16 protein-coding genes and 1 pseudogene are annotated in these 20,926 nt (G+C 74.4%); 1 reads left to right on the top strand and 16 read right to left on the bottom strand.

The annotated features are described in order from the left end of the window. Nucleotides 1-4 precede the first annotated feature (4 nt). From AB0C22_RS06000 to AB0C22_RS06010, 3 genes and pseudogenes are all read right to left on the bottom strand, one after another. Nucleotides 5-1,708, bottom strand: coding sequence for a hypothetical protein (locus AB0C22_RS06000; protein ID WP_219461290.1), 1,704 nt, complete (start codon nucleotides 1,706-1,708; stop codon nucleotides 5-7). A 119-nt stretch (nucleotides 1,709-1,827) separates the two neighbouring features. Beyond that, nucleotides 1,828-2,301, bottom strand: coding sequence for a cellulose binding domain-containing protein (locus tag AB0C22_RS06005; protein WP_357534031.1), 474 nt, complete (start codon nucleotides 2,299-2,301; stop codon nucleotides 1,828-1,830). Continuing rightward, nucleotides 2,293-3,360: pseudogene (locus AB0C22_RS06010) on the bottom strand (PQQ-dependent sugar dehydrogenase); the annotation flags it as partial. The gene AB0C22_RS06005 and the pseudogene AB0C22_RS06010, both read right to left, overlap by 9 nt. A gap of 170 nt (nucleotides 3,361-3,530) precedes the next feature. On the opposite strand from AB0C22_RS06010, the gene AB0C22_RS06015 reads away from it, so the two are divergent. Further along, the gene (locus AB0C22_RS06015) at nucleotides 3,531-4,097 is read left to right on the top strand and encodes a hypothetical protein (protein ID WP_219461287.1); all 567 of its coding nucleotides are present in this window, start codon (nucleotides 3,531-3,533) and stop codon (nucleotides 4,095-4,097) included. Nucleotides 4,098-4,168: 71 nt separating this feature from the next. Here AB0C22_RS06015 and AB0C22_RS06020 read toward each other — a convergent pair whose 3' ends face one another. The 13 genes from AB0C22_RS06020 to AB0C22_RS06080 form a co-directional block, all read right to left on the bottom strand. Beyond that, a complete protein-coding gene (locus AB0C22_RS06020) occupies nucleotides 4,169-5,308 on the bottom strand; it encodes an LLM class flavin-dependent oxidoreductase (protein WP_219461284.1) in 1,140 nt (379 codons plus the stop codon). Nucleotides 5,309-5,325: 17 nt separating this feature from the next. Beyond that, nucleotides 5,326-6,384: an LLM class flavin-dependent oxidoreductase gene (locus tag AB0C22_RS06025; RefSeq protein WP_357533769.1), complete on the bottom strand. Its 1,059-nt coding sequence runs from the start codon at nucleotides 6,382-6,384 to the stop codon at nucleotides 5,326-5,328. After that, entirely contained in the window at nucleotides 6,381-6,905 is a 525-nt protein-coding gene (locus AB0C22_RS06030) for a GNAT family N-acetyltransferase (RefSeq protein ID WP_219461277.1), read from the bottom strand. Before AB0C22_RS06030 ends, AB0C22_RS06025 begins: the two co-directional genes overlap by 4 nt. Beyond that, the gene (locus tag AB0C22_RS06035) at nucleotides 6,902-8,257 is read right to left on the bottom strand and encodes an NtaA/DmoA family FMN-dependent monooxygenase (RefSeq protein WP_219461274.1); all 1,356 of its coding nucleotides are present in this window, start codon (nucleotides 8,255-8,257) and stop codon (nucleotides 6,902-6,904) included. The genes AB0C22_RS06030 and AB0C22_RS06035 overlap by 4 nt, the downstream gene beginning before the upstream one ends. Nucleotides 8,258-8,274: 17 nt before the next feature. Then, nucleotides 8,275-9,483, bottom strand: a complete 1,209-nt coding sequence (locus AB0C22_RS06040) for an LLM class flavin-dependent oxidoreductase (protein WP_219461260.1) — start codon at nucleotides 9,481-9,483, stop codon at nucleotides 8,275-8,277. Nucleotides 9,484-9,498: 15 nt separating this feature from the next. Beyond that, nucleotides 9,499-11,133 (bottom strand): ABC transporter ATP-binding protein, encoded by a 1,635-nt coding sequence (locus AB0C22_RS06045; RefSeq protein WP_219461258.1) that lies wholly within the window; start codon nucleotides 11,131-11,133, stop codon nucleotides 9,499-9,501. Beyond that, the gene (locus AB0C22_RS06050; RefSeq protein ID WP_357533773.1) at nucleotides 11,133-12,026 is read right to left on the bottom strand and encodes an ABC transporter permease; all 894 of its coding nucleotides are present in this window, start codon (nucleotides 12,024-12,026) and stop codon (nucleotides 11,133-11,135) included. Before AB0C22_RS06050 ends, AB0C22_RS06045 begins: the two co-directional genes overlap by 1 nt. Nucleotides 12,027-12,028: 2 nt before the next feature. Further along, nucleotides 12,029-12,958: an ABC transporter permease gene (locus tag AB0C22_RS06055; protein ID WP_357533775.1), complete on the bottom strand. Its 930-nt coding sequence runs from the start codon at nucleotides 12,956-12,958 to the stop codon at nucleotides 12,029-12,031. After that, nucleotides 12,955-14,586, bottom strand: a complete 1,632-nt coding sequence (locus AB0C22_RS06060; RefSeq protein ID WP_219461252.1) for an ABC transporter substrate-binding protein — start codon at nucleotides 14,584-14,586, stop codon at nucleotides 12,955-12,957. Before AB0C22_RS06060 ends, AB0C22_RS06055 begins: the two co-directional genes overlap by 4 nt. Nucleotides 14,587-15,109: 523 nt before the next feature. Continuing rightward, nucleotides 15,110-15,649, bottom strand: coding sequence for a flavin reductase family protein (locus AB0C22_RS06065; RefSeq protein ID WP_219461248.1), 540 nt, complete (start codon nucleotides 15,647-15,649; stop codon nucleotides 15,110-15,112). A 31-nt stretch (nucleotides 15,650-15,680) separates the two neighbouring features. After that, nucleotides 15,681-16,511: a DUF1684 domain-containing protein gene (locus tag AB0C22_RS06070; RefSeq protein WP_219461243.1), complete on the bottom strand. Its 831-nt coding sequence runs from the start codon at nucleotides 16,509-16,511 to the stop codon at nucleotides 15,681-15,683. 359 nt (nucleotides 16,512-16,870) lie between these two features. Continuing rightward, entirely contained in the window at nucleotides 16,871-19,945 is a 3,075-nt protein-coding gene (locus tag AB0C22_RS06075) for a VWD domain-containing protein (RefSeq protein ID WP_357533779.1), read from the bottom strand. A 128-nt stretch (nucleotides 19,946-20,073) separates the two neighbouring features. After that, nucleotides 20,074-20,904, bottom strand: a complete 831-nt coding sequence (locus tag AB0C22_RS06080) for an alpha/beta hydrolase (RefSeq protein WP_219461240.1) — start codon at nucleotides 20,902-20,904, stop codon at nucleotides 20,074-20,076. Nucleotides 20,905-20,926: the final 22 nt, after the last annotated feature.

The raw sequence follows: 20,926 nt of genomic DNA on the forward strand, positions 1-20,926 counted from the left end.
GCGCTCAGCGGGCCGGCAGGCAGACCTTCCCGGTGAACGCCGGGTCGGGTTGCCGGTTGCCCGCCCAGGCCGGGTTCGCCGCGATCGGCAGCGGCGGCGCCTGCCAGGCGGCGGCGAAGCTCTGCATCAGCGGGTACTCGGCCCGGGTGTGGGCGATCGGCTTGCCGGTCAGGAAGTCGATCAGCCGGTCCTGGAGCAGCCTGCGGTCCAGCAGGCCACCGTGCACGCCGGGGATCTGGTAGACCGGAATCCGGCTGTACTCCCCCGGTGGCGCTTCGGTGGCCGTCGCGGTGGGCAGGAAGGCGACCATCCGGACCCCGGGCACGGGACACATCAACTGGTTGCGGTAGAACGGCGCGTCGTCGAGCAACGACCGGATGAACGGCTCGTCGGGGCCGCCGCCGACGTCGGCGAGCCCGAAGATGGCCCGCAGTTGCCAGCCGGTGACCACCCCCCAGCCCTCGTCGTGGTGCGGGGGCGGGTAGTAGGCCCGGCCGGCATAGATCAACGGGCTGAACATGACGAGGATGTCGACCGTCGCGTCGTGCCGCCGGGCCAGATAGGTGCGGGCCACCATCGCCCCCTCGCTCTCCCCGATCAGCGCCACCCGCCGTCCGGTGCGCCGGTGCAGCAGCTCCACCTGCCGGGCGAGCAGCGCCACGCTGTCCGCCATCGACCGGGTGGTGTCCGCCGACCGGTACGCGAGCGGCTTCCCGTCGGAGTCGAGCCCCCGGTAGGAGAAGCGCTGCACCCGGGGGTCGGACGGCTGCTCACCGCCGTAGTCCGAGCCGTAGCCGGTGAGCACGATCACCGCATGGGTGACCGCGGCGGGCAGCGGTCGTTCCAGCACCGCCGTCCTGATCCACTGCTCGTTTCCCGGGACCAGCTCGGTCACCGGCGGGATGACCAGCGGCACGGCGACGGCCAGCAGCGCCGCCAGCGGGGTCACCGGCACCCGGGCCCAACGCACCCGTGAGGGCAGCAGCGCCGCCCGTACGGTCCGGTTCCACAGCACCCCGTTGAGCGCCCCCGCCGCCCCGGCCACGGGCACCGTCCACCAGCCGGGCACCACCCAGCACAGCGCGCCGGCCACGGTGAGCACCACGAAGTTCAGCAGTGACCAGCCGACCAGCGAGATCGACGGCAGCCCCCGCCACCAGTGCTCCACCACGGCCACCCGTTGCAGGAACGGCGCGAGCAGGAACATCGGCAGCAGCGACGCCAGCAGCACCCAGGACAGGGCGACCACCGACGCCGCCACCGAGATCGCCGCCCAGGGCGCGACGAACCCGCCGACCAGCACGCCGAGCACGACGTTGCGGCGCAGCAGCCAGCCCAGTGGCGGCCGGGGCACCCCGGCCGGCCAGGCCAGCAGCACCAGGCCGGTGGTGAACAGGCCCCGGGCGACCAGCACGTAGGTCAGCCAGAGCGCGAACTCCCACCACGACCGGTGGTAGACGTAGAGCCACCGCAGGTCGTGGTAGGTGTCGTACGGCCACAGGGCGGTGAGCTGCGGGGGGATGCCCTGGGCGGCCCGGAATCCGAGGGCGACCAGCACGGTGGCCTCGATCATCGGCACCAGGCTGGTCACCAGCAGCAGCCCGACGAACCTTCGGTTCAAGACCACCCCGTTCCGCCGCACCGTGCGCGATAGCGTCCCTCGCAGGCTCCACCGGAACGACGGCCGGCGTCGGCGAATCCGGCACATTGCCCCGGTTCGACCGACGCCGGGGTGTCGGCGACGACGCGACCGCGTCGCCCGGACGGGCCGGGTGGCACGGCGGACGGCGGCCGGTCCGGGGTGCCCCGGACCGGCCCCGTCGTGGATCACTGGACCAGGCAGACTCCCCCGTTGAACTGGAACGCGGCCGGGCGTGGGTTGCTCGCGCCGGAGGTGCCCTGGACGCCGAAGCTGACCGTGCCGCTCTGCGGCACGCTGCCGTTCCAGGCGGCGTTACGCGCGGTGACCGCGGACCCGGACTGGGTGACCTGTGCGTTCCAGGCGTTGGTGATCCGCTGGTCGGCGGCGAAGGACCAGGTCAACGTCCAACTGGTGACCGGGAAACCCAGGTTGGTGATGGACACCTCGGCGGTGAACCCGCCGTTCCACTGGTTGGGCTGCCAGACGACCCGGCAGGAGACGGGCGGCGGGGTGCCCGGCGTCGTGGGCGGAGGCGGCGTCGTCGTGGGCGGGGGCGTGGTCGGCGGAGGCGTGGTGGGCGGAGGCGTCGTCGGGGGCGGGGTGGTGGGTGGCTGGCTGGTGGGGGGCGGGGTGGTGTCCTTCGGCGGGAAGCGCAGGATGCGGTCGTCGGTCGACGCCGGGGTGCCACGCCCGTCCCGGTTGCTGGTGGTGACCCAGAGCCAGCCGTCCGGCCCGTACTCCACGGTACGCAGGCGACCGTACGCGCCGGTCAGCTCGGCGGCCGGGGTGCCGACCCCGCCGGTGCCGGTGAGCGGCACGGTCCACAGCCGGGTGCCGCGCAGGGCGGCGACGAAGAGCCGGTTGCCGGCGACCGCCGCGCCACTCGGGGACGCCTCGGCGGTCGTCCAGACCAGCAGCGGGTCCCGGAACCGTGGGTCGTTGGCCCGCCCCTCGACCGTGGGCCAGCCGTAGTTGCCGCCGGCCACGATGAGGTTGACCTCGTCCCAGGTGTTCTGCCCGAACTCGGCGGCGTAGAGCCGCCCCTGAGCGTCCCAGGTCAGGCCCTGCACGTTGCGGTGCCCGAGGCTGTAGACCAGGGAGCCGGCCGTCGGGTTGTCCGACGGCGCGGACCCGTCCGGACGCATCCGGAGGATCTTGCCGTTGCGGCTCTGCGGGTTCTGCGCGTTGGCCGTCTGCCCCGCGTCACCGACCCCGGCGTAGAGCATCCCGTCCGGGCCGAAGGCGATCCGCCCGCCGTTGTGGATGGTGGAGCGGGCCAGTCCGGTGAGGACCGGCTCCTGGTTCTGCGGGGCGCTGAGCCGGAACCGGACGATCCGGTTGTCGGTGGTGGTGGTGAGGTAGACGTAGACGTAGCCGTCCTGGGCGTACCCCGGGGAGACCGCGAGGCCGAGCAGGCCGCCCTCGCCGCTGGCGTTCACGCCGGAGATCTGGGCCACCTGTTCCGGGGCCTGACCGGGTCGGACCCGTACCACCTGGCCGGAGTTGCGCAGCGCGGTCAGGGCGCTGCCGTCGGGCAGGAAGTCCATCCCCCAGGGCACCGTCAGGCCGGTGGCGACCACCTGGGGGCGGGTGAAGTCGAAGTCGCCGACGGCCAGGGTCGGGGCGGCCGGGGCCGGGTCGGCCGGCGCGGCCCCGGCGAGCGTGGCGGTGCCGACGCCGGTGGCCGCCAGCCCCGCCGCGACCGCTGCCGCCACCATCGAACGGACTCTCACGTCGGGCACCTCCAGAGCAGTAGTGACTTGCGTCAATATAGCCCGACCTCGGTGAAAGCCGCAGCGGTGGACGAAACCGACGCTCGTCGACGACCCTGCCGCTGGCCCCGGGTCCGGCGGGCGAGCCTGTCGGGGTCGGCGGTTAGCATCCGCCGGTGACCCTCACCCCTGACGATCTGACCGGCTACGTCGAGCGGGACCTCGACGCCGATCTCGCCCGGTGGTTCGCCGACCGGCCGCCCGTCACCGTTCCCGCCGGGACCCGCCCGGTGACGTCGCTGCTCGACCGTCTCCCCTCCCCGGCCGCCACGGCGCTGGCGGCCTTCGACCACCGCGTCCGGTCCGGGCGGATGCCCCAGTTCCTCGACATCTACGACTGGTCCTACGGGTTCGACTTCGCCGGCAACGACTGCCAACTCCTCGACGCCGACTACCAACCGACGCTCGCCGACGACGACGTCTACTCCGTCGGTGCCGACGGCGGCGGCAACCTGCACGTGGTCCTCGCCGACGGGCAGGTCGGCCTCTGGTTCCACGAGGAGGAGGTCGTCGAGGGCGGCACCCGCTTCGACACCCTCGACGTCTTCCTCTGGTCGGTCGTGCGCTACCACGCGGTGCGGGCGGGCCGGCTGGAGCGGGCCGCCGTCGAGGCCGACTTCCGGTCGCTGGGCCAGGACGGCGTCCTGCATCCGGAGGTCGGGCTGCTCAGCACGATGACCTGACGCGACACCCCGACCCGGACACCCCCAAATCCGTGGTCCCCGTCCGGGCCGGGGTGAGCGCACCGTCGTGTCTATCGGGCCCGGCCGGTGTCGCCGGACTGGGCCCACTCCTTGGCCAGCAGCTGGTAGGACCGCACCCGGTCGGCGTGGTCGTGGGTGATCGTAGTGATGAGCAGTTCGTCGGCGTCGGTGACGTCCCGCAGGGTGCGCAACCGGGCGGCGACCGTCTCCGGCGCGCCGACGAACCGGGTGTCCACCCGGTCGGCGACGAGCTGCCGGTCGGCGTCGCGCCACGGCAGCGTGGCGGCCTGCTCGGGGCTCGGGTACGGGATCGCGCCGTCGCCGCCACGGATGCTGCGCACCCAGTGCCCGTACGGGCTGCCCAGCCGACGCGCCTCGGCGTCGGTGTCGGCGACCAGCACGTCGGCCGAGACCACCAGGTAGGGCTCGGCCAGCGCCGCCGACGGCCGGAACGCGGCCCGGTACGCCTCGGCCGCGTCGAGCACCGTCGCGGGGCTGACGTGGTAGTTGGCGGCGAAGGGCAGGCCCCACGCCCCGGCCAGCCGGGCGCTCTCCCCACCGCTGCTGCCCAACAGCCACACCTGCAGATCCGCCCCCTCCCCCGGCACGGCGTGCGCGTCGAGGCCGTCGGCGTCCCGGTAGTCGCCACGCAGCAACGCGAGGATGTCGTCGAGCTGTCCGGCGAACGCGGGTGGTTGCGCACCGGCCTGGTGCAGCAGCGCGGTGGCGAGGGCGTACCGGGGTGCGCCGACGAGGTGGGCGTAGGAGAACGGGGCGGGGATCAGCAGCCCGTCGACCACCCGGGCCCCGGTCGGTGGCGGGACGGGTTCCCGGGTGGCGTCGGCGCGGGGCGGTCCGGACCGGCCGATGCCGAGGTCGATGCGGCCCGGGTGCAGGGCGGCGAGGGTGCCGAACTCCTCCACCACCGACAGGGCGGTACGGTGCCCCACCAGCAGCGCGCCGGAGCCGACCCGCAGCACGCTGGTGGCCGCGGCGACCTGCCCGATGAGCACGGTCGGGGCGGAGCTGGCCACCCCGGCGGCCAGATGGTGCTCGGCCAGCCAGTAGCGGCGGTAGCCGAACTGCTCGACCCGGCGGGCCAGGTCCACGGTGTGCCGCAGGGCGTCGGTGACGGTGCCGCCGGCAGGCACCGGCGACAGGTCGAGCACGGACAGCGCGGTCGATGACATGGGGGTCCCGTTTCTGGTCAGCGCGACGCGACGGCGGTCGCCGGCGGGCGGAAGGGGCGGCTGGGGATCTCCCGACGCAGCACCGGCGCCACCTCGGCCTGGAACAGCTCCAGGCTCTGCCGGTGGGCCTTGTCGGTCAGCCCGTCGGGGTCGGCCTGGAGGTGGATCACCTCGTGCCCGAGCTGCTCGTGGTGGCGCAGCACCTTGTCGACGATCTGCTGCGGGCTGCCCACCAGCAGGGAGCTGCGGGCGACGGCGTCGGCGATGGTGGGGAAGACCGGCTCCACGCCGAGCCGGCGGAACGCAGCGAGCCGGGCGTCGAAGATCGGCCGGTACGTCTCGACCGCCTCCTGCGAGGTGCGGGCGGCGTAGAACCCGGCGGTGCCGGCCCCGACGAGGGCGTCCGCCGGATCGTGGCCGTGGTGCACCCACCGCTGCCGGTAGTACCGGACCAGCTCGGCGTACGGCTCGACCGGGTTGGTGACGTTGGCGGAGAAGATCGGGTCGCCATGGCGGGCGGCCAGGTCGACCGATTCCCGGCTGGTGGCGCTGCCGTGCCAGACCCGGATCGCCGGTTGCAGCGGACGGGGCCAGGTCTCGGCCTCGGTCAGCGCCGGGCGGTACCGGCCCGACCAGGTGACCCGGTCCTCCCGCCAGAGCCGGCGGAACAGCTCGTAGCTCTCCCGGTTGCGGTCCCACTGGTCCTCGGCGGTGACGTGGAACAGCTGGGCCTGGGCGGCGCCGTTGCCCTTGCCGATGATCAGCTCCAGCCGACCGTCGGAGAGGTGGTCGAGGGTGGCGTAGTCCTCGTAGGCGCGGACCGGGTCGAGCAGGCTCAGCGTGGTGACGGCAGTGAAGAGCCGGATGGTGCTGGTCCGCGCCGCGATGTGGCTGAGCACCACCGGCGGCGAGGAGGAGATGAAGGGGCGTTCGTGCCGTTCGCCGACGCCGTAGCCGTCGAAGCCCAACTCCTCGGCCAGCACGGCGGTGTCGACCACCTCCCGGAACCGTTCGGTGGTGCTGCGGCGTCGCCCGGTGACGGGGTCGGGCAGGTGGGTGATCAGCAGGAACTTCATGCCGGGACCGGGGCCTTCCGGGGAGGGATGGGGTGGACCACCAGGGCGTAGCAACGGGAGTAGGGCAACGCGTCGTACGGCGGGAAGACCGGGACCGGTCGGTAGCCGGCCCGAAGGTAGCGGCGGACCGCGTCGGGCTGCCGGTCGCCGGTCTGGAGCACTATCCGGCCGGCACCGAACCGCCCGGCCGCCTCCCGGGCGGCGTCCAGGAGTTGGTCGGCGATGCCCCGCCCCCGGTGGGCGGGCGCCACGTACATCCGTTTCAGTTCCAGGTCGGGGCCGCACCAGCGCAGCGCGGCGTGCCCGACCGGGGTGGCGTCGGCGGTGTACGCCACCCCGGTCCAGGCCACCGAGCCCGGCAGGAGCACCCGTGCCGGGGGCAGGTGGATCGGGTCGTGCGGACGGTCGGCGTAGCGCTGGCGCAGCTCCCCGGTCATCGCCGCGCGCAGCGCCACGGCGTCCGGGTCGTCCCAGCGCAGCCGGCAGACGGTAACCGGCGTCGACGCCACCGGGCCGGTCACGCCGCGCCGACCCGGGTGGCCGGTCGGGCCGGCCGCAGGCCGAGATGCCCACGCAGGGTGGTGGACGTGTACTCGGTACGGAACACGCCGCGTTCCTGGAGCAGCGGGACGACCCGGTCGACGAACTCGTCGAGCCCGCCCGGGGTCAGGTGCGGCACCAGGATGAACCCGTCGGCGGCGTCGGACTGCACGAAGTGGTTCATCCGCTCGGCGACCCGCTGCGGGGTGCCGATGAAGGACTGCCGGCCGGTGACCTCGATGATCAGGTCGCGGATGCCGAGTCCCTTCTCCTCGGCCAGCGCCCGCCACTGCCGGGCGGTGCCGACCGGGTCCGGGTACATGCCGGCCCGGCCCCGGCTGATCGCGTCGCCGTCCACGTCGGGGTCCTCGGCCGGCAGCGGGCCGTGCGGGTCGTACCCGGACAGGTCCCGGTTCCACAGCTGTTCCAGCAGCAGGATCGCGGTCTGCGGGCTGACCTGCTGGCGGCGGATGTGGTGGGCGCGTTCCTGGGCCTCGGCGTCGGTGTCGCCGAGCACGAAGGTCACCCCCGGGATGATCTTCAGGTCGTCGGGGGTGCGGCCGTACCGGGCCAGTCGGGCCTTCACGTCTCGGTAGAACTCCCGACCGTCCTCCAGGGTGCCGTGCCGGGAGAAGATCGCGTCGGCGCTGGATGCGGCGAACTCCCGGCCCTCGGGCGAGTCGCCGGCCTGGAGGATCACCGGGTGCAGTTGCGGGCTGCGCGGCACGGTGAAGTGCCCGGCGATGTCGAACTGGTCGCCGTGGTGGACGAAGGCCCCCGGGTCGGCCGCGCGGACGTACCGGCCGGCGGCACGGTCGCCGACGATCGCGTCCGCCGGCCACGACTCCCACAACCGCCGGGCGACCCGGACGAACTCGGCGGCCCGTTCGTAGCGCAGCGACCGGTCGAGGTAGCCGCCCCGGCGGAAGTTCTCCCCGGTGAACGCGTCGGAGGTGGTGACCACGTTCCAGGCGGCCCGCCCGGCGCAGAGGTGGTCCAGGGTGGCCAACTGCCGGGCCAGCTCGTACGGCTCCCGGAAGGTGGTGTTCAGGGTGCCGGCCAGCCCCAGGTGGGTGGTGACGGCGGCGAGCGCGGCCAGCACGGTGAGGGTGTCCGGCCGGCCCACCACGTCCAGGTCGTGGATCCGGCCGCGCTGTTCGCGCAGCCGCAACCCCTCGGCCAGGAAGAAGAAGTCGAACCGGCCCCGTTCGGCGGTGCGGGCCAGATGGACGAAGGAGGCGAAGTCGATGTGGCTGCCGGAGGCCGGGTCGCTCCACACGGTGGTGTTGTTCACGCCGGGAAAGTGCGCGGCGAGGATGATCTGCTTGGGCACGGGGTCGTCTCCTGGGATCAGCGGGGGCCCGCGACGGCGTACCGGTTGGCCGGCCGGGGCAGGCCGAGCAGGTCGCGCAGCGTTCCGCCGGGGTAGCGGGCACGGAACAGGCCCCGGTCCCGCAGCGCGGGCACCAGCGCCCGGGTGATCGTGGTGAGGTCGTCGGGCAGCACGGCGGGCCGCAGCCGGAATCCCTGCACCCCGGCCCGCCGCCAGTCGGCGAGCAGGTCGGCGAGCTGTCCGGGGCTGCCGGTGAAGCTCGCCGCGTCCGAGGAGAACTCCGCGCCGTGCCACTCGTCCAGCCGGGTCCGCCGACGCCGGGCCAGCTGCGGGGTGTCGTCGAGCAGCACCTCCAGGTCGGCGAGGATCCGCAGGGGTGGGCCGGACCGGCCGACGGTCTCCTCCGTCGCCCGGACCTCGGTGACGACGGCCTCGGCGTGTGCGGCGTCGGTGGGGGTGACGAAGACGACGTCGGCGTGCCGGGCGGCGAACGCGTACGGCACCGTCGAGTGGGCCAGCACGGCGACCACCGGCTGCCCCTGCGGCGGCCGGGGCACGATCGACGGTCCTCTGACGGACAACCACCGGCCGGTGAAGTCGGTGTGGTGCAGCCGGTCCCGGTCGATGAACCGGCCGGTCGGGGCGTCCCGGATCTCCGCGTCGTCCTGCCAGCTGTCCCAGAGCCGCCGGACCACCTCGACGGCCTCGGCGGCCTCGGCGAACAGGTCACCGACGAGGCGTACGGTCCGTGGGTCGTCGGACCGGGTCGGGTCCAGCGGGGGCAGGTCACGCCGGCCGAAGTGCGCGGCCTCGCTGTGGCGGGCGGAGACCCGGGGCCGCCAGCCGGCCCGCCCGCCGCTGACGTGGTCGAGGGTGGCCACCGCGGTGGAGACGTGGAACGGCTCGGTGTGGGTGACGCTGGTGGTCGGGATCAGCCCGATGTGCCGGGTCGACGGGGCGATCCGGGCGGCGACCAGCAGCGCGTCGAGGCGACCCCGGACCTGGTCGGTCCGACCGTCCGGCCCGTCGGGCAGCGACGACTGCAGGTCCAGCGAGTCCTCGATGGTGACCAGGTCCAGGGCGGCCTGTTCGGCCTGTCCGACCAGGGCGGACCACCAGCGGGGGAACAGCGGCCCGGCCGGGTCGGCGTGGGACAGCCGCCAGGCGGCGGGGTGCCAGCCGAGACCGTCGAGGGCCACGGCCAGGTGCAGGGTGGGATCGGGCATGGGTTCCTCCTACGGTCAGCCGGCGGTGACGAGCGTGGGCAACGCGTCGAGCAGGGACCGGGTGTAGTCGTGCCGGGGGTAGCTGAAGACGTCACCGACCGGGCCCTGCTCGACCACCACACCGTCGTGCAGGACCAGCACCCGGTCGGCGAGGTGGTGCACCACGCCGAGGTCGTGGGAGATGAACAGCAGGGCGGTGCCGTCGGCGGCGCGCAACTCGGCCAGCAGGTCGAGGACCTGGGCCTGGATCGAGACGTCGAGGGCGGAGACCGGCTCGTCGCAGATGATCAGGCTGGGTCGGGGGGCGATGGCCCGGGCGATGGCGACGCGCTGCCGTTGCCCGCCGGACAGCGACCGGGGGTGCCGGTGGAGCAGGTCCGGGCCGAGGCCGACCCGGTGCAGCAGGGCGAGCACCCGGTCGGTCCGGTCCGGACCCGGGTCGAGGTTCTCGGCGACCACCCGGCCGACGGTGTAGCGGGGGTCGAAGGAGCCCAGCGGGTCCTGGGAGATCAGCTGTAACCGGCGGCGCAGCGGACGGCGGGCCCGCTCCGGCACCCCGGACCACCGGGCCGACTCGAAGGTGACGGCGCCGGCGTCGGCGGTGAGCAGTCCGGCGGCCAGCCGGGCGATCGTGCTCTTGCCGGAGCCCGATTCGCCCACCAGCCCCAGCGTCTCGCCCCGGGCCACGCTGAACGAGACGTCCCGCACGACGGTGTGCGGGCCGTACCGCCGGGTCAGGCCGACCGCGTCGAGCACGGTGTCGTCGGGACGGACGACGGGCCGCGCCGGCAGCGGGGTGCGCCGCAGCACCGGCACGGCGCAGTCGTCGCGGACCCGGGCCGGTTCGCCGAGTCGACGTCCCCGCGACGAGGCCGACGGCACCGCCGCGAGCAACTGCCGGGTGTACGGGTGCTGCGGGGCCCGCAGCAGCCGGCCGGTCGGTCCGTGCTCGACGATCCGGCCGTCCCGCATCACGAGGACCCGGTCGGCCACCTGGGCGACCACCGCCAGATCGTGACTGATCAGCAGCAGGCCGACGCCGGTGTCCCGCCGTTCGGCGAGCAGCCGCAGGATCTGCGCCTGCACGGTGACGTCGAGCGCGGTGGTCGGCTCATCGGCGATGAGCAGGGCGGGTTCCCCGGCGATCGCCGAGGCGATCAGCGCCCGCTGCCGCAGCCCGCCGGAGAGCTGGTGCGGGTACTGCCGGGCCCGCCGTCCGGGTTCGGGCACGTGCACCTGGTCGAGCAGGTGGATGGCCCGGCCGACGCGTTCCCGCCGACCGACGATGTCGTGCGCGGCGAGCACCTCGCCGATCTCCGCGCCGACCGTGCGCAGCGGGTCGAGGGAGACCAGCGCGTCCTGTGTCACCAGCCCGGCGAGCCGGCCCCGCACCCGCCGCCAGTCCCGTGGTCGGTAGCCCCGCACGTCCCGGCCGGCGAGGTCGAGCCGGGCGGCGCGGACCCGGGCGCCGGCACCGGCGAGGCCGACCAGGGTACGGGCGGTGACGCTCTTGCCCGAGCCGGACTCTCCCACGACGGCGACACACTCGCCGGCCCCGACGGTGAAGCCGATGCCCCGGACCGCCTCCACCGGGCCGGTCGGGGTGTCGAAGGTGACGTGCAGGTCCTCGACGGCGAGCAGCGCGGCCATCAGGGTCGCCGCCCGTCGAAGCGGGCCTGCCAGTGCCGGCCGACGACGGTCAACGCCACCACCGTCGCGGTGACCGCCGCACCGGGCAGCACCGTCATCCACCAGGCCACCTGGAGGTAGTTGCGCCCCTCGGAGAGCATCGCGCCCCACTCGGGTGACGGCGGTTGCGGGCCGAGGCCGAGGAAGCTGAGGCCGGCGGCGGCCAGGATCGCCTCGCCGAGCCCGATCACGGCGAGCACCGGGACCGGACCGAGCACGTTGGGCAGCACGTGCCGCAGCACCAGACGTGGCCGGGACAGGCCGAAGCTGACCGCCTCTTCGACGTAGCCGGCCCGACGGACCAGCAGGGTCTGTGCGCGTACCACCCGGGCGTGGTGCGGGAGGGTGGCGATGCCGATGGCGACGATCAGGCTGGCCGTACCGGGGCCGGCGACCGTGATCAGCAGCAGCGCCAGCAGCAGCAGCGGGAACGCCGACAGCGCGTCGAAGCTGCGGCTGAGCGTCTCGTCGGCGAACCGGTGGGCCAGCCCGGCGAGCAGTCCGAGCAGGACCCCGCCGGTGACCGCGATCGCGGTCGCGGCGAGCCCGATGGTCAGCGAGTGCCCCGCGCCGTGCACCACCCGGGTCCAGACGTCCCGGCCGAGGTGGTCGGTGCCGAGCCAGTGCGCCGCGTCCGGGGCGGCCAGCGCGGCGCGCGGGTCGGCGGCGATCGGGTCGCCGGGGGCCAGCAGCGCCGGCACGGCCGCCGCGACGACCAGCAGGCCCAGGTACGCCCCGGCGACGAGCAGTCCCGGTCGGGGTCGGCCCCGGCGTCGGCGTACCGGTGCGGGTGGGTGGGCGGCGAGGGTGGCCGCCTTCTCGGCGGTGGGCGTGGTGCCCAGGGTGACGGTCATCGTCAGCTCCTTCGCAGGCGCGGGTCGACGAGCAGGTAGGTCAGGTCGGCGGCGGTGTTGACCAGCACGTGGACGGCGGCGGAGAGCGTCACCACGGCCAGCACGACCGGCATGTCCTTGCCGGTCACGGCGCTCAGGGTGACCTGACCGAGGCCGGGTCGACCGAACACCTGCTCGACGATGACCGCGCCGCCGAGCAGGATGCCGAACAGCCAGCCGGCGAGGGTGACCGCCGGCAGCAGCGCGTGCCGCAGCGCGTGCCGCAGCAGCACCGTCCGCTCCCGCACCCCGCGGGCCCGGGCGGTCAGCACGAACGGCTCGTCCAGTGCCCGGTCCAGGCCGTCGCGCAGCACCTGGGCGAGCAGACCGGCGATGGGCAGCGCGAGGGTGACCGCCGGCAGCACCAGGGCGGCCGGCCCCTGGTCGCCGGAGACGGGGAACAGCCCGTACCGGAAGGACAACACGCTGAGCAGCACGAGGCCGATCAGGAACGGCGGGGTGGAGACCAGCAGCAGCTCGCCTGCGGAGCTGACCCGGCGCGGCCACCGGCGACGACGGCCGGCGGTGCCGACCACCACCGCCACGGCCAGCAGCACCCCGAGGCCGGCGGCGGCGACGGCGAGCGTCGCGGTGGGGGCGAGCTGCTCGCCGATGACCTCGGCGACCGGGCGTTGCCGCAGGTAGGAGCGGCCCAGGTCACCCCCGGCCAGCCGCCACAGGTAGTCGAGGTACTGCCCGACCGCCGGCCGGTCCAGACCCCACTCGGCGATGACCTGGGCCCGGATCTGCGGGGTGTCCGCGCCGTCGCCCACGATGCTGTCCACGGTGTCCCCCGGCGCGGCCAGCAGCGCCAGGTAGGCGGCGGTGGCGGCGGCCCACAACACGACCAGACCGGCGACCACACGGCGGGCCACCGCCCGCAGCAGGCTCATCGCGCGATCCACAGGTCGTACGCGCTGGCGGGCACCCCGGCGGTGGGCTCGAACCGCACCCCACCCACGGCGGTGCTGGCGGCGATCTGGTCGGCCGGGGCGTAGAGCGGCAGGGCGAGCGCCTGGTCGGCCACGACCCGCTGTTGCAGGTCGGCGTAGCCGGCGGCCCGACGGGTCGGGTCGGCGGTGGCCTGCCCGGCTTCCAGGAGCCGGTCGAGCTGCGGGTCGTTGATCCGGGTGCGGTTGATGCCGCCACCGGAGTGCAGCAGCAGGTTCAGCGCCGCGCCGGCGTCGGTGTCGGCGCGGGAGTTGTCGAAGACCTCGTACTCGTTGCGCTCGAACGCCTGCTGGGCGGTGCCCTGGTCGACCACGGCGACCTTCAGGTCGATGCCGGCGCTCTGTTTGACCGCCGCCTGCACTGCCTGGGCGAGCACGTCGCGGCGGTCGCGCACGTACGGGGCGGCCTGCACCAGCCGTACGGTGAGCCGCCGGCCGTCCCGGGTGCGGTAGCCGTCGGCGTCGCGGGCCCCCCAGCCGGCCTGGTCGAGCAGGCGGTTGGCCCTGGCGGTGTCACCGCCGAAGCTGCCCTCCAGCCGCTTGTCGTACAGCGGGCTGGACGGGCTGACCACGCTCCACGCCCGGGTGGCGGTGTCCCGGTAGACCGAGGCCAGCACGGTGTCGACGTCGAGGGCCTCCCGGAACGCCTGTCGGACCCGCAGGTCGTCGAAGGGGGCGTGGGAGACGTTGAGGTAGTACGAGTAGGCGGAGCCGGAGTTCAGCTGACGGGTCAGCCGCAGCCGGGGGTTGCCGGTGATCAGTGGCTGGTCGGTGGCGGGCACCCCCTCGATGAGCTGCACCTGCTGCGCGGTGAGGGCGCCGACCCGGACCGCGGACTCCTTGAGGAACCGGTAGGTGATCTCGTCGAGGTGGGCCGGCCCGGTGTGGGCGGCGGTGGGTGGCGCCCAGTCGTAGCCGGGGTTACGCCGGTAGTGCAGTTCCTGGCCGGGGACGTAGCGGTCCAGCACGAACGGTCCGGTGCCGACGACGTCGACGCCGCCGGCCTTGAGGTTCCTGGCCTCCCGCAGCGACCTCGGAGACACCTGGGCGCCCTGCGGGGAGGCGAGGAAGTCGAGGATGAGCACGTCGGGGGCGGTCAGGGTGAGCCGTACGGTGCGCGGGTCGACGACCTCGACGGCCTTGAGGTGGCGCAGTTGCACGGCGGCCACGGCGGGCGCGTACCCGGGTTCGCGGAGCTTGTCGATGTTGGCCTTGACGGCGACGGCGTCGAACGGGGTGCCGTCGGTGAAGGTCACTCCGGCGCGCAACGGCAGGGTGTAGTTCAGCCCGTCGGGCGTGGCCTGCCAGCCGGTCGCCAGCCAGGGCACCAGGGCGCCCCGGTCGTCGTAGGTGAGCAGCGACTCGAAGCTGTTCCACACCAGCAGGCGGGCCTTGGCCTGGGCGTACTGGTGCGGGTTGAGGGTGATCGGTTCGGTCTCCACGGCCCAGGTGAGGGCGCCGCCGGAGCGGGGCTGTCCGACGGCCTCGACGGCCGGGTCGGTGGTGGTGGCGCAGCCGGCGGCGAGGACGAGCACGACGGCGGCGAGGGTCCGCAGGGGGCGGACGGACATGGCGGGGTCTCCTGTCCAGACAGGCGGGAGGGGTACGCCGACATCCGGCCGGGCAGGGTGCGCGGGCCGGTGGGGTGTCGGGGAAGGGGTGCGGCGGTCAGCTCGGCGGTGAGCCCCACCTCGGCGGGCCGGTGCGGCGCGTCGGGTACGGGTGTGGGTGCCGGGTCAGGCCAGACAGGAACTCGACCACACCCGACCGAAGTCGATGTGGCCGCGGATCGTCAACCGCAGCTCGCTGGACATGGGCCGAGTCCACCGTCGGGCGTCGCCGGTGTCAACGAATCGCGCGGCGGATGTCGGCTATCGCACCCGGAGGTGTCGATCCGTTGACGCATACCCTACTAAAGCTATAGGATTTACGGGGATTGTGTCTCGTGCGACGACCCGAGGCGGGACGCACCCCGGGTCCCGGACGGGTGACGCCGACACCGGGACCAGCGGCAGGGACGCCATCGGCACCCGGCACGGCAGCCATCGGCCGCGACGCGGGCCCGGCCGGTCACCCCGGTCGGGCCCGCGTCGGTCAGGCGGCGGGGCGGCGGGTCACGCCGTCCGGACCACCGGCCAGGCCGGCGTAACGACCTCGGTGGTAGAGCAGCGGCGAACCCACGTCGGCGTGCTGGATCAGCTCCGGCTCGGCGAGCACGATCGCGTGGTCGCCGACGACCACCCGCTCGACCACCCGGCAGAGCAGCCAGGCCAGGGTGTCGTCGAGAATCGGCGCACCCTCCGGCCCGGTCCGCCAGCGGGTCGGCGCGGCGAACCGGTCGATGCCGCTGGTCGCGAAGGTACGGGCCAGCTCCTGCTGGTGGTGGGCGAGCAGGTGCACCACCACGTGCCGGCTCCGGGCCACCGTGGGCCAGCTCGACGCGCCGAGATTCAGACAGAACGAGACGATCGGCGGGGCCAGTGACACCGAGGTGAACGAGGTGGCGGTGAAGCCGACCGCCGGGGCACCGGGTGCGGTGACCACCACGACGGTGCTGGCCTGATGGCGCAGCAGCGTACGCAGCGCGTCGGCATCGGCGTCGACGGGCGGTGGACGATTGTCGGGCTCGGTCATCGGGGGGACCTCCTGCGCGCGGATCGGCGGGTCACGGCTGCCCGGCGGACGCGTGCCGCTCGTACGGGAGCTTCTCGCCGGCGTCGACGGCGACCGGCAGCCGGTTCTCCACCGGCGGCAGCGGACAGGTCGCGAAGTCGGTGTAGGCGCAGGGCAGGTTGGTCGCCCGGTTGAAGTCCAGCGTCACCCACCCCTGGGCGTCGGGGGCGTCGACGGCCAGCGACCGGTTCGCCGGGTAGGTGGTGACCCCGGAGGTGGCATCGGTGAACAGCACCGACAGGCTGCCCGGCGTGAAGCCGTCGAACGCGGTCAGGCTCAACGGCACCCCGTCGACACTGAACTCGATCCGACCGGGGGCGTCGTAGACGTGTGCCAACCCCTCCACCGCCGCGCCGACTGTGGTCGGCCGGGGTGCGTCGAACGGCACGTACCGCCCGTCGAGGACCCAGCGCGGCGTCGGCGGGTAGGCCGGGGTGCCCCGGAAACCGGTGCGCAGCGGGTGGTCGGGGCGGCGGGGTCGCAGGATGTCCCGGCCGCCCCGACGGGCCACCTCCAGCACCCCGCCCTCGATCCCGACGGTGAGCCCGCCGCGCTCGGCGATCGACGCGAACCCGTGCCGGCCCCGCACCGGCTGCCCGTCGATGGTGAGCTGCTCGCCGTCGGCCAGCTCGACGACCACCCCCTCGTCACCGGTGTGCCAGCGCCCCGGCAGGTCGGGGAAGCGCTGCGGCCGGGAGGTGAGCCAGTGCAGCCCGGTCACGGCGAGGAAACCGTGCGGGGCCGCCAACGCCTCCTCGTGCCGTCGGTGCCAGTCCTGCCAGTCGCGGACGAAGGCGGCGGTGTCGGTCGGTGTGTCGGTCATCGGGACTCCCCCGGTCGGACGACGAGGTCGTGGAAGAAGTGCCGGGCGGGCCGGGCGGCCACGCGCGGGCTGGAGGGCTGACGGGGCTGAAGCCGGTCGCCGGCCGGTGACCGGGGCCGGCAGCGGGTGACCGGCACGGCGGCGGCGCGGCCGGTCAGGCCGCGACGGGCGTGCCGGGACAGCGCTGCGCGGCGACCCGCATCAGGTCGACGACCCGGCGGGAGGTGAATAGCCGAACGCGCAGCATGGCCTCATTTTCCTATCAATGCGATAGGATTTCAAGCCCCGGCCCAGAGCCGTCCGCTCCGTGGGCGTCACGCGGTCCACGCCACCCTCACCTGCCGACCCTCGCCCTCAGGTCACTGTCGCAGGGTGAGGGTGACGGTGCCGGTGGCCGCCCCGGACGGGTCCACCACGACGGTGTAGACACCGGTGGCCGGCAGGACGGTCGCGTCGATGCCACCGGCACCGTTGACCACGCAGCCGGTGCCCACCGGCACCCCGTCGGGGTCGCGCAGCTCCAGCGGCGAGCACTGGTCCGGCAGGGTGGCGTCGGTGGCCGTCACGGTCACCGACGTGCCGGCCGTACCGGTGAACCGGTAGCCGAGCACCGCGCCGGGCCGGTCGACGGTGGCGACGACCGGCGGTCCGTCGAGCGCGATCGGGTCGAACCGGTCCCCGGTGACGAACAGCCGCAGCGCCACCGTGCCGACGGTACGGTCCACCGGGTCCACCAGCACGGTGTACGTGCCGTCGGCGGGCAGCACCGTGCCGTCGATGTCGCCGGTGCCGTTGACGACACAGCCACTGCTGAGCCGCTGTCCGTCCGGATCGCGCAGCTCCAACGGGGAACACTGGTCCGGCAGGGTGCTCTCCGGCACCTCGACGAAGACCCGCTGGCCGGCGACGCCGGTGAACCGGTACCGGGCCCGGCCGCCCGGCCCGGCGATCGTCACCGGGACCGCCGGCCCGTCCGGTCGCAGGGTGCCGGTGACGTCCCGGGCCGCGTAGACCCGCACGGCCGCCCGACCGGTGCCCCCGGCGGCGGCGTCGACCACCACCGTGTAGTTGCCGTCGCGGGTGAGTTCGGTGCGGTCGACGAGGCCGCGTCCGTCGATGTTGCAGCCGCTGGCCAGCTCCGTCCCGGTCGGGTCGAGCAGCCGGTACGGGGAGCAGCGGTCCGCCAGGCCGGGCGCGCTGACGTCGACGAACACGGCGTCGCCGGCCCGGCCGCGGAAGGTCAGCGGGTCGCCGCCCGGGGTCAGCGCGCCGGTGGCGATCGGTGTCGCGGCGATCGGCGCGTCGGCCGGCGGGGCGATCCGCTCGGTGCCGACGCCGCTGACCGCGAACTCGGGACGGCCGGTCACGGCCACGTCGAAGACGCACTCGGCGAGTTGCCAGGGATCGGTGATCCCGGCCCACCGGCACACCTGCTCGGCGGCGGCCCGCCGGGCCGGGTCGAGGTCGTCGAGGGTCACCGCCCGCTCCGGGAAGCCGCGATCGGTGAACGACCCGGTGTCCTGGCCGTCGGGATAGCTGAACAGGGAACTGTCCCGGGTGACCCGCCAACTGTCCGCGTACGACGGGTAGAGCTTCGCGAACGGCGCGGGTTGGGGCAGGGCGGCACCGGACGGCGCGGCGACGTCGTCGGTCGGGTCGCCGTCGAAGTCGCCGAGCAGTCCCCGGACCTTCCCCGCCCGGCTCGCCGCCAGCTTCGTCAGCACCCGGTAGCCGTAGGGGCCGATCTGGTCGACGGCGGCGGCGGAGCCGTCGGGCCAACCCAGGTCGTAGCCGTCGGCGGCACCGGTGTCGGAGTCACGGCGGGTGAGCGTGCCACCGCCGGGCAGGGCCGTCTCCCCCGGCGGCGGGACGCGGACGGCACCGTCGACGCGTACCTCGGTGTCGCCGTCGACCAGGGTGAGGGCGACCCGGTGGGCGCCGATCCGGACGGCGACGGCGGTGTTGACCGACACCGTCCGCGAGTCGCCCATCGGCGTCTGCCGGACCTGCACCGCCAGCGGGGCACCCGAGGTGGAGCCGACCAGCACGAACTCGCCGACGGCCTGGAAGTCGTAGTAGTGCCGGTCGAAGGTGACCAGGTGCGGGTCGCCGTTGGTGCCGCCGCAGTCGCCCCCGTCCTCGCAGAGCTTGACCGGGCCCTTCGGCGGTGGAGTCTTCTTCGCGGGCTTCCTGCACTCGTCGAGGCTCTTCGGGAGGGTCTTGCCGTCGTACTCGGTGCGCGCCGGCAGACCCTTGGCCGCCCGGTACCTGTTCTCCGCCAGGGTCGCCTTGACCTCGGCGGTCTTGATCCCGGTGCCACCGCAGTCGCCCTGCGGCACCGCGTCGCGGGAGATGTCGTCGGAGTGGTTCAGCTCGTGGTAGAGCGCCGCGCACGGGTCCCGGGCGATCCCGTCGCCGTACGGGTCGACCGAGGTCGGGTTCCAGGTCACCGTGGACGAGCCCTTGCCGTCCTTGCTGGTGGGAGTCTCGAAGGACCCCGACCCACCGGGGGTGGGGATGATCCGCACCCGGGGGGTCTTGGTGTCCTTGAGCCGGGGCAGGATGCCCGCCGGGTCACCGCCGGCCGCCGCGAACCCCTGGAGGCAGCCGTCGACCGCCGCCTGGAAGTCGACGCCGCTGACCGGCACCCCGGCGCTCGGGTCGACCTGGTAGTCGGCCCGGGCCGGCCCACCGGTGCCCCCGACGGCGGTCCCGACGCCGACGAGCAGCAGCGCCACGACGAGCGTCGGGCGACGGCGACCACGCCGCAGGAGCAGGACGGCCAGCCCGCCCACGACGACCAGCAGCAGCACCGCCCCGCCGAGCAGCCAGGGCCACCACCCCCGGCCGGCCGGGTCGTCGCCGACGGTGAAGCTGGTGGTCCGCAGCGCCGTCGCGCCCGTGCACGGGGTGTCGAGACCGGTCACCGGCAGCGCCGTCCAGCTCGCCGTCACCTCGTAAACCCCGGGTGCCCCGACCGGCCAGAGGGTGTCCAACCCGCCGCCGTCCGGGGTCGCCGCCACCGACCGCAGCACGACGGCACCGGCGTCGGTGCCGTCGTGCATCCGGGTGCCGGCCAGCGGCACGGCCACGCTCGCACCGGGTTCCACGGTCGTCGTGCCGGCGGCGGCACCGATGCCGTCGCCGTAGAAGCTGCGGCCCAGCGCCGGCACCAGTTCCTGACCGTCGCGGCGGACCGAGGTCACCTGCACGGTGCCGTCGGCCACGGTGGCCAGGCCGCAGGCCGCGCCGGTGGCGTTGGTGACCGTGAGCGTCAACCGGATCGCTTCGCCCGGGGCGTACCGCGGGGCGGTGGTCCGCAGGTCCAGCCCGAGACCTCCGTCGGCCGGCGCGGCGCAGGCCGCCCCCGGCCCCGCCGCCAACGCCGCCACGAGGACGGCGAACCCGCCGGCGAGTCGCACGATCAGCTTCATGCGCGGCACTCTAGGACCGCGACGCCCACCGCCCGCGCCACTGTCGTGCATCGGTCGCCGCCGCCCCGGCCGGTCCTACGGTACGCGGGTCACTCCGGCCGGACCGTCGATCTACGGACGCCCCACCGTCACGAGGCGATCACCTCGCGCAGCCGGGCGGCGAAGCCGGCGGGGTCGTCGGTGAAGCCGATGTGCCCGCCGGGGAACATCGTGGGTGGCACCCCCAGCGCGGCGGCCAACGCCCGGGAGCTGCGGTCGCACAGTTCCCCGGCCGACTCCTCGCCGAGGCCGACCAGCACCCGGGTGGGTCCGTCGCGCAGCGCGGCGACGTCCGGCTGGTAGCGGGTCGTGCCGCGCAGGGTGTGCAGGTACTGGTAGCGCTCGTCGGCGGCGTCCTGCGGGTCGGGGTCGCGGCCGAACATGCCCTGGATCATCTCCTCCGGCATGGCGATGTTGGCGTTGGCGAGGAACTTCCGCCAGGCGCCCAGCCGGTCCCCGCGCCGGTAGGTGGCGACCATGTCGTCCTCCCGGGCGAGGAGTTCCTCGCGGTCGTCGAGCAGGAGCAGCAGCGGCGGTTCGTGGGCGATCACGGTGTGCGCCGCCTGCGGGTGGGCGTGGGCGAGCGCCAGCACGGTGACCGCGCCGCCGCTGGAGCCGAGCACCGTCGCCGGGCCGGCGTCGAGGTGGGCCAGCAGCCGGGCCAGGTCGTCGGCGCGTAGTTCGGGCGTGGAGTCCTGCTCCGGGTCGTGCAGCCGACTGCGGCGGATGCCGCGCGGGTCGGTGGTGAGCACGGTGTGGTCGGCGGCGAGCAGGTCGGCCAGCGGGGCGAACGCCCGGGCATCCATCGGGGCGGCGACCAGCGCCACCAGGGGGCCCTGGCCGCGTACCTCGAAGTGCAGGGTCCCGTCGGGGACGGACAGGGTGGCGGTGGTCACCGGGATGGTGGTGGGACTGCTCATGATCGGGTCCTCCGGGTCGTGA

The organism is Micromonospora sp. NPDC048894 (genome assembly GCF_040649765.1).
GTDB classification, from domain to species: Bacteria; Actinomycetota; Actinomycetes; order Mycobacteriales; family Micromonosporaceae; genus Micromonospora; species Micromonospora antibiotica.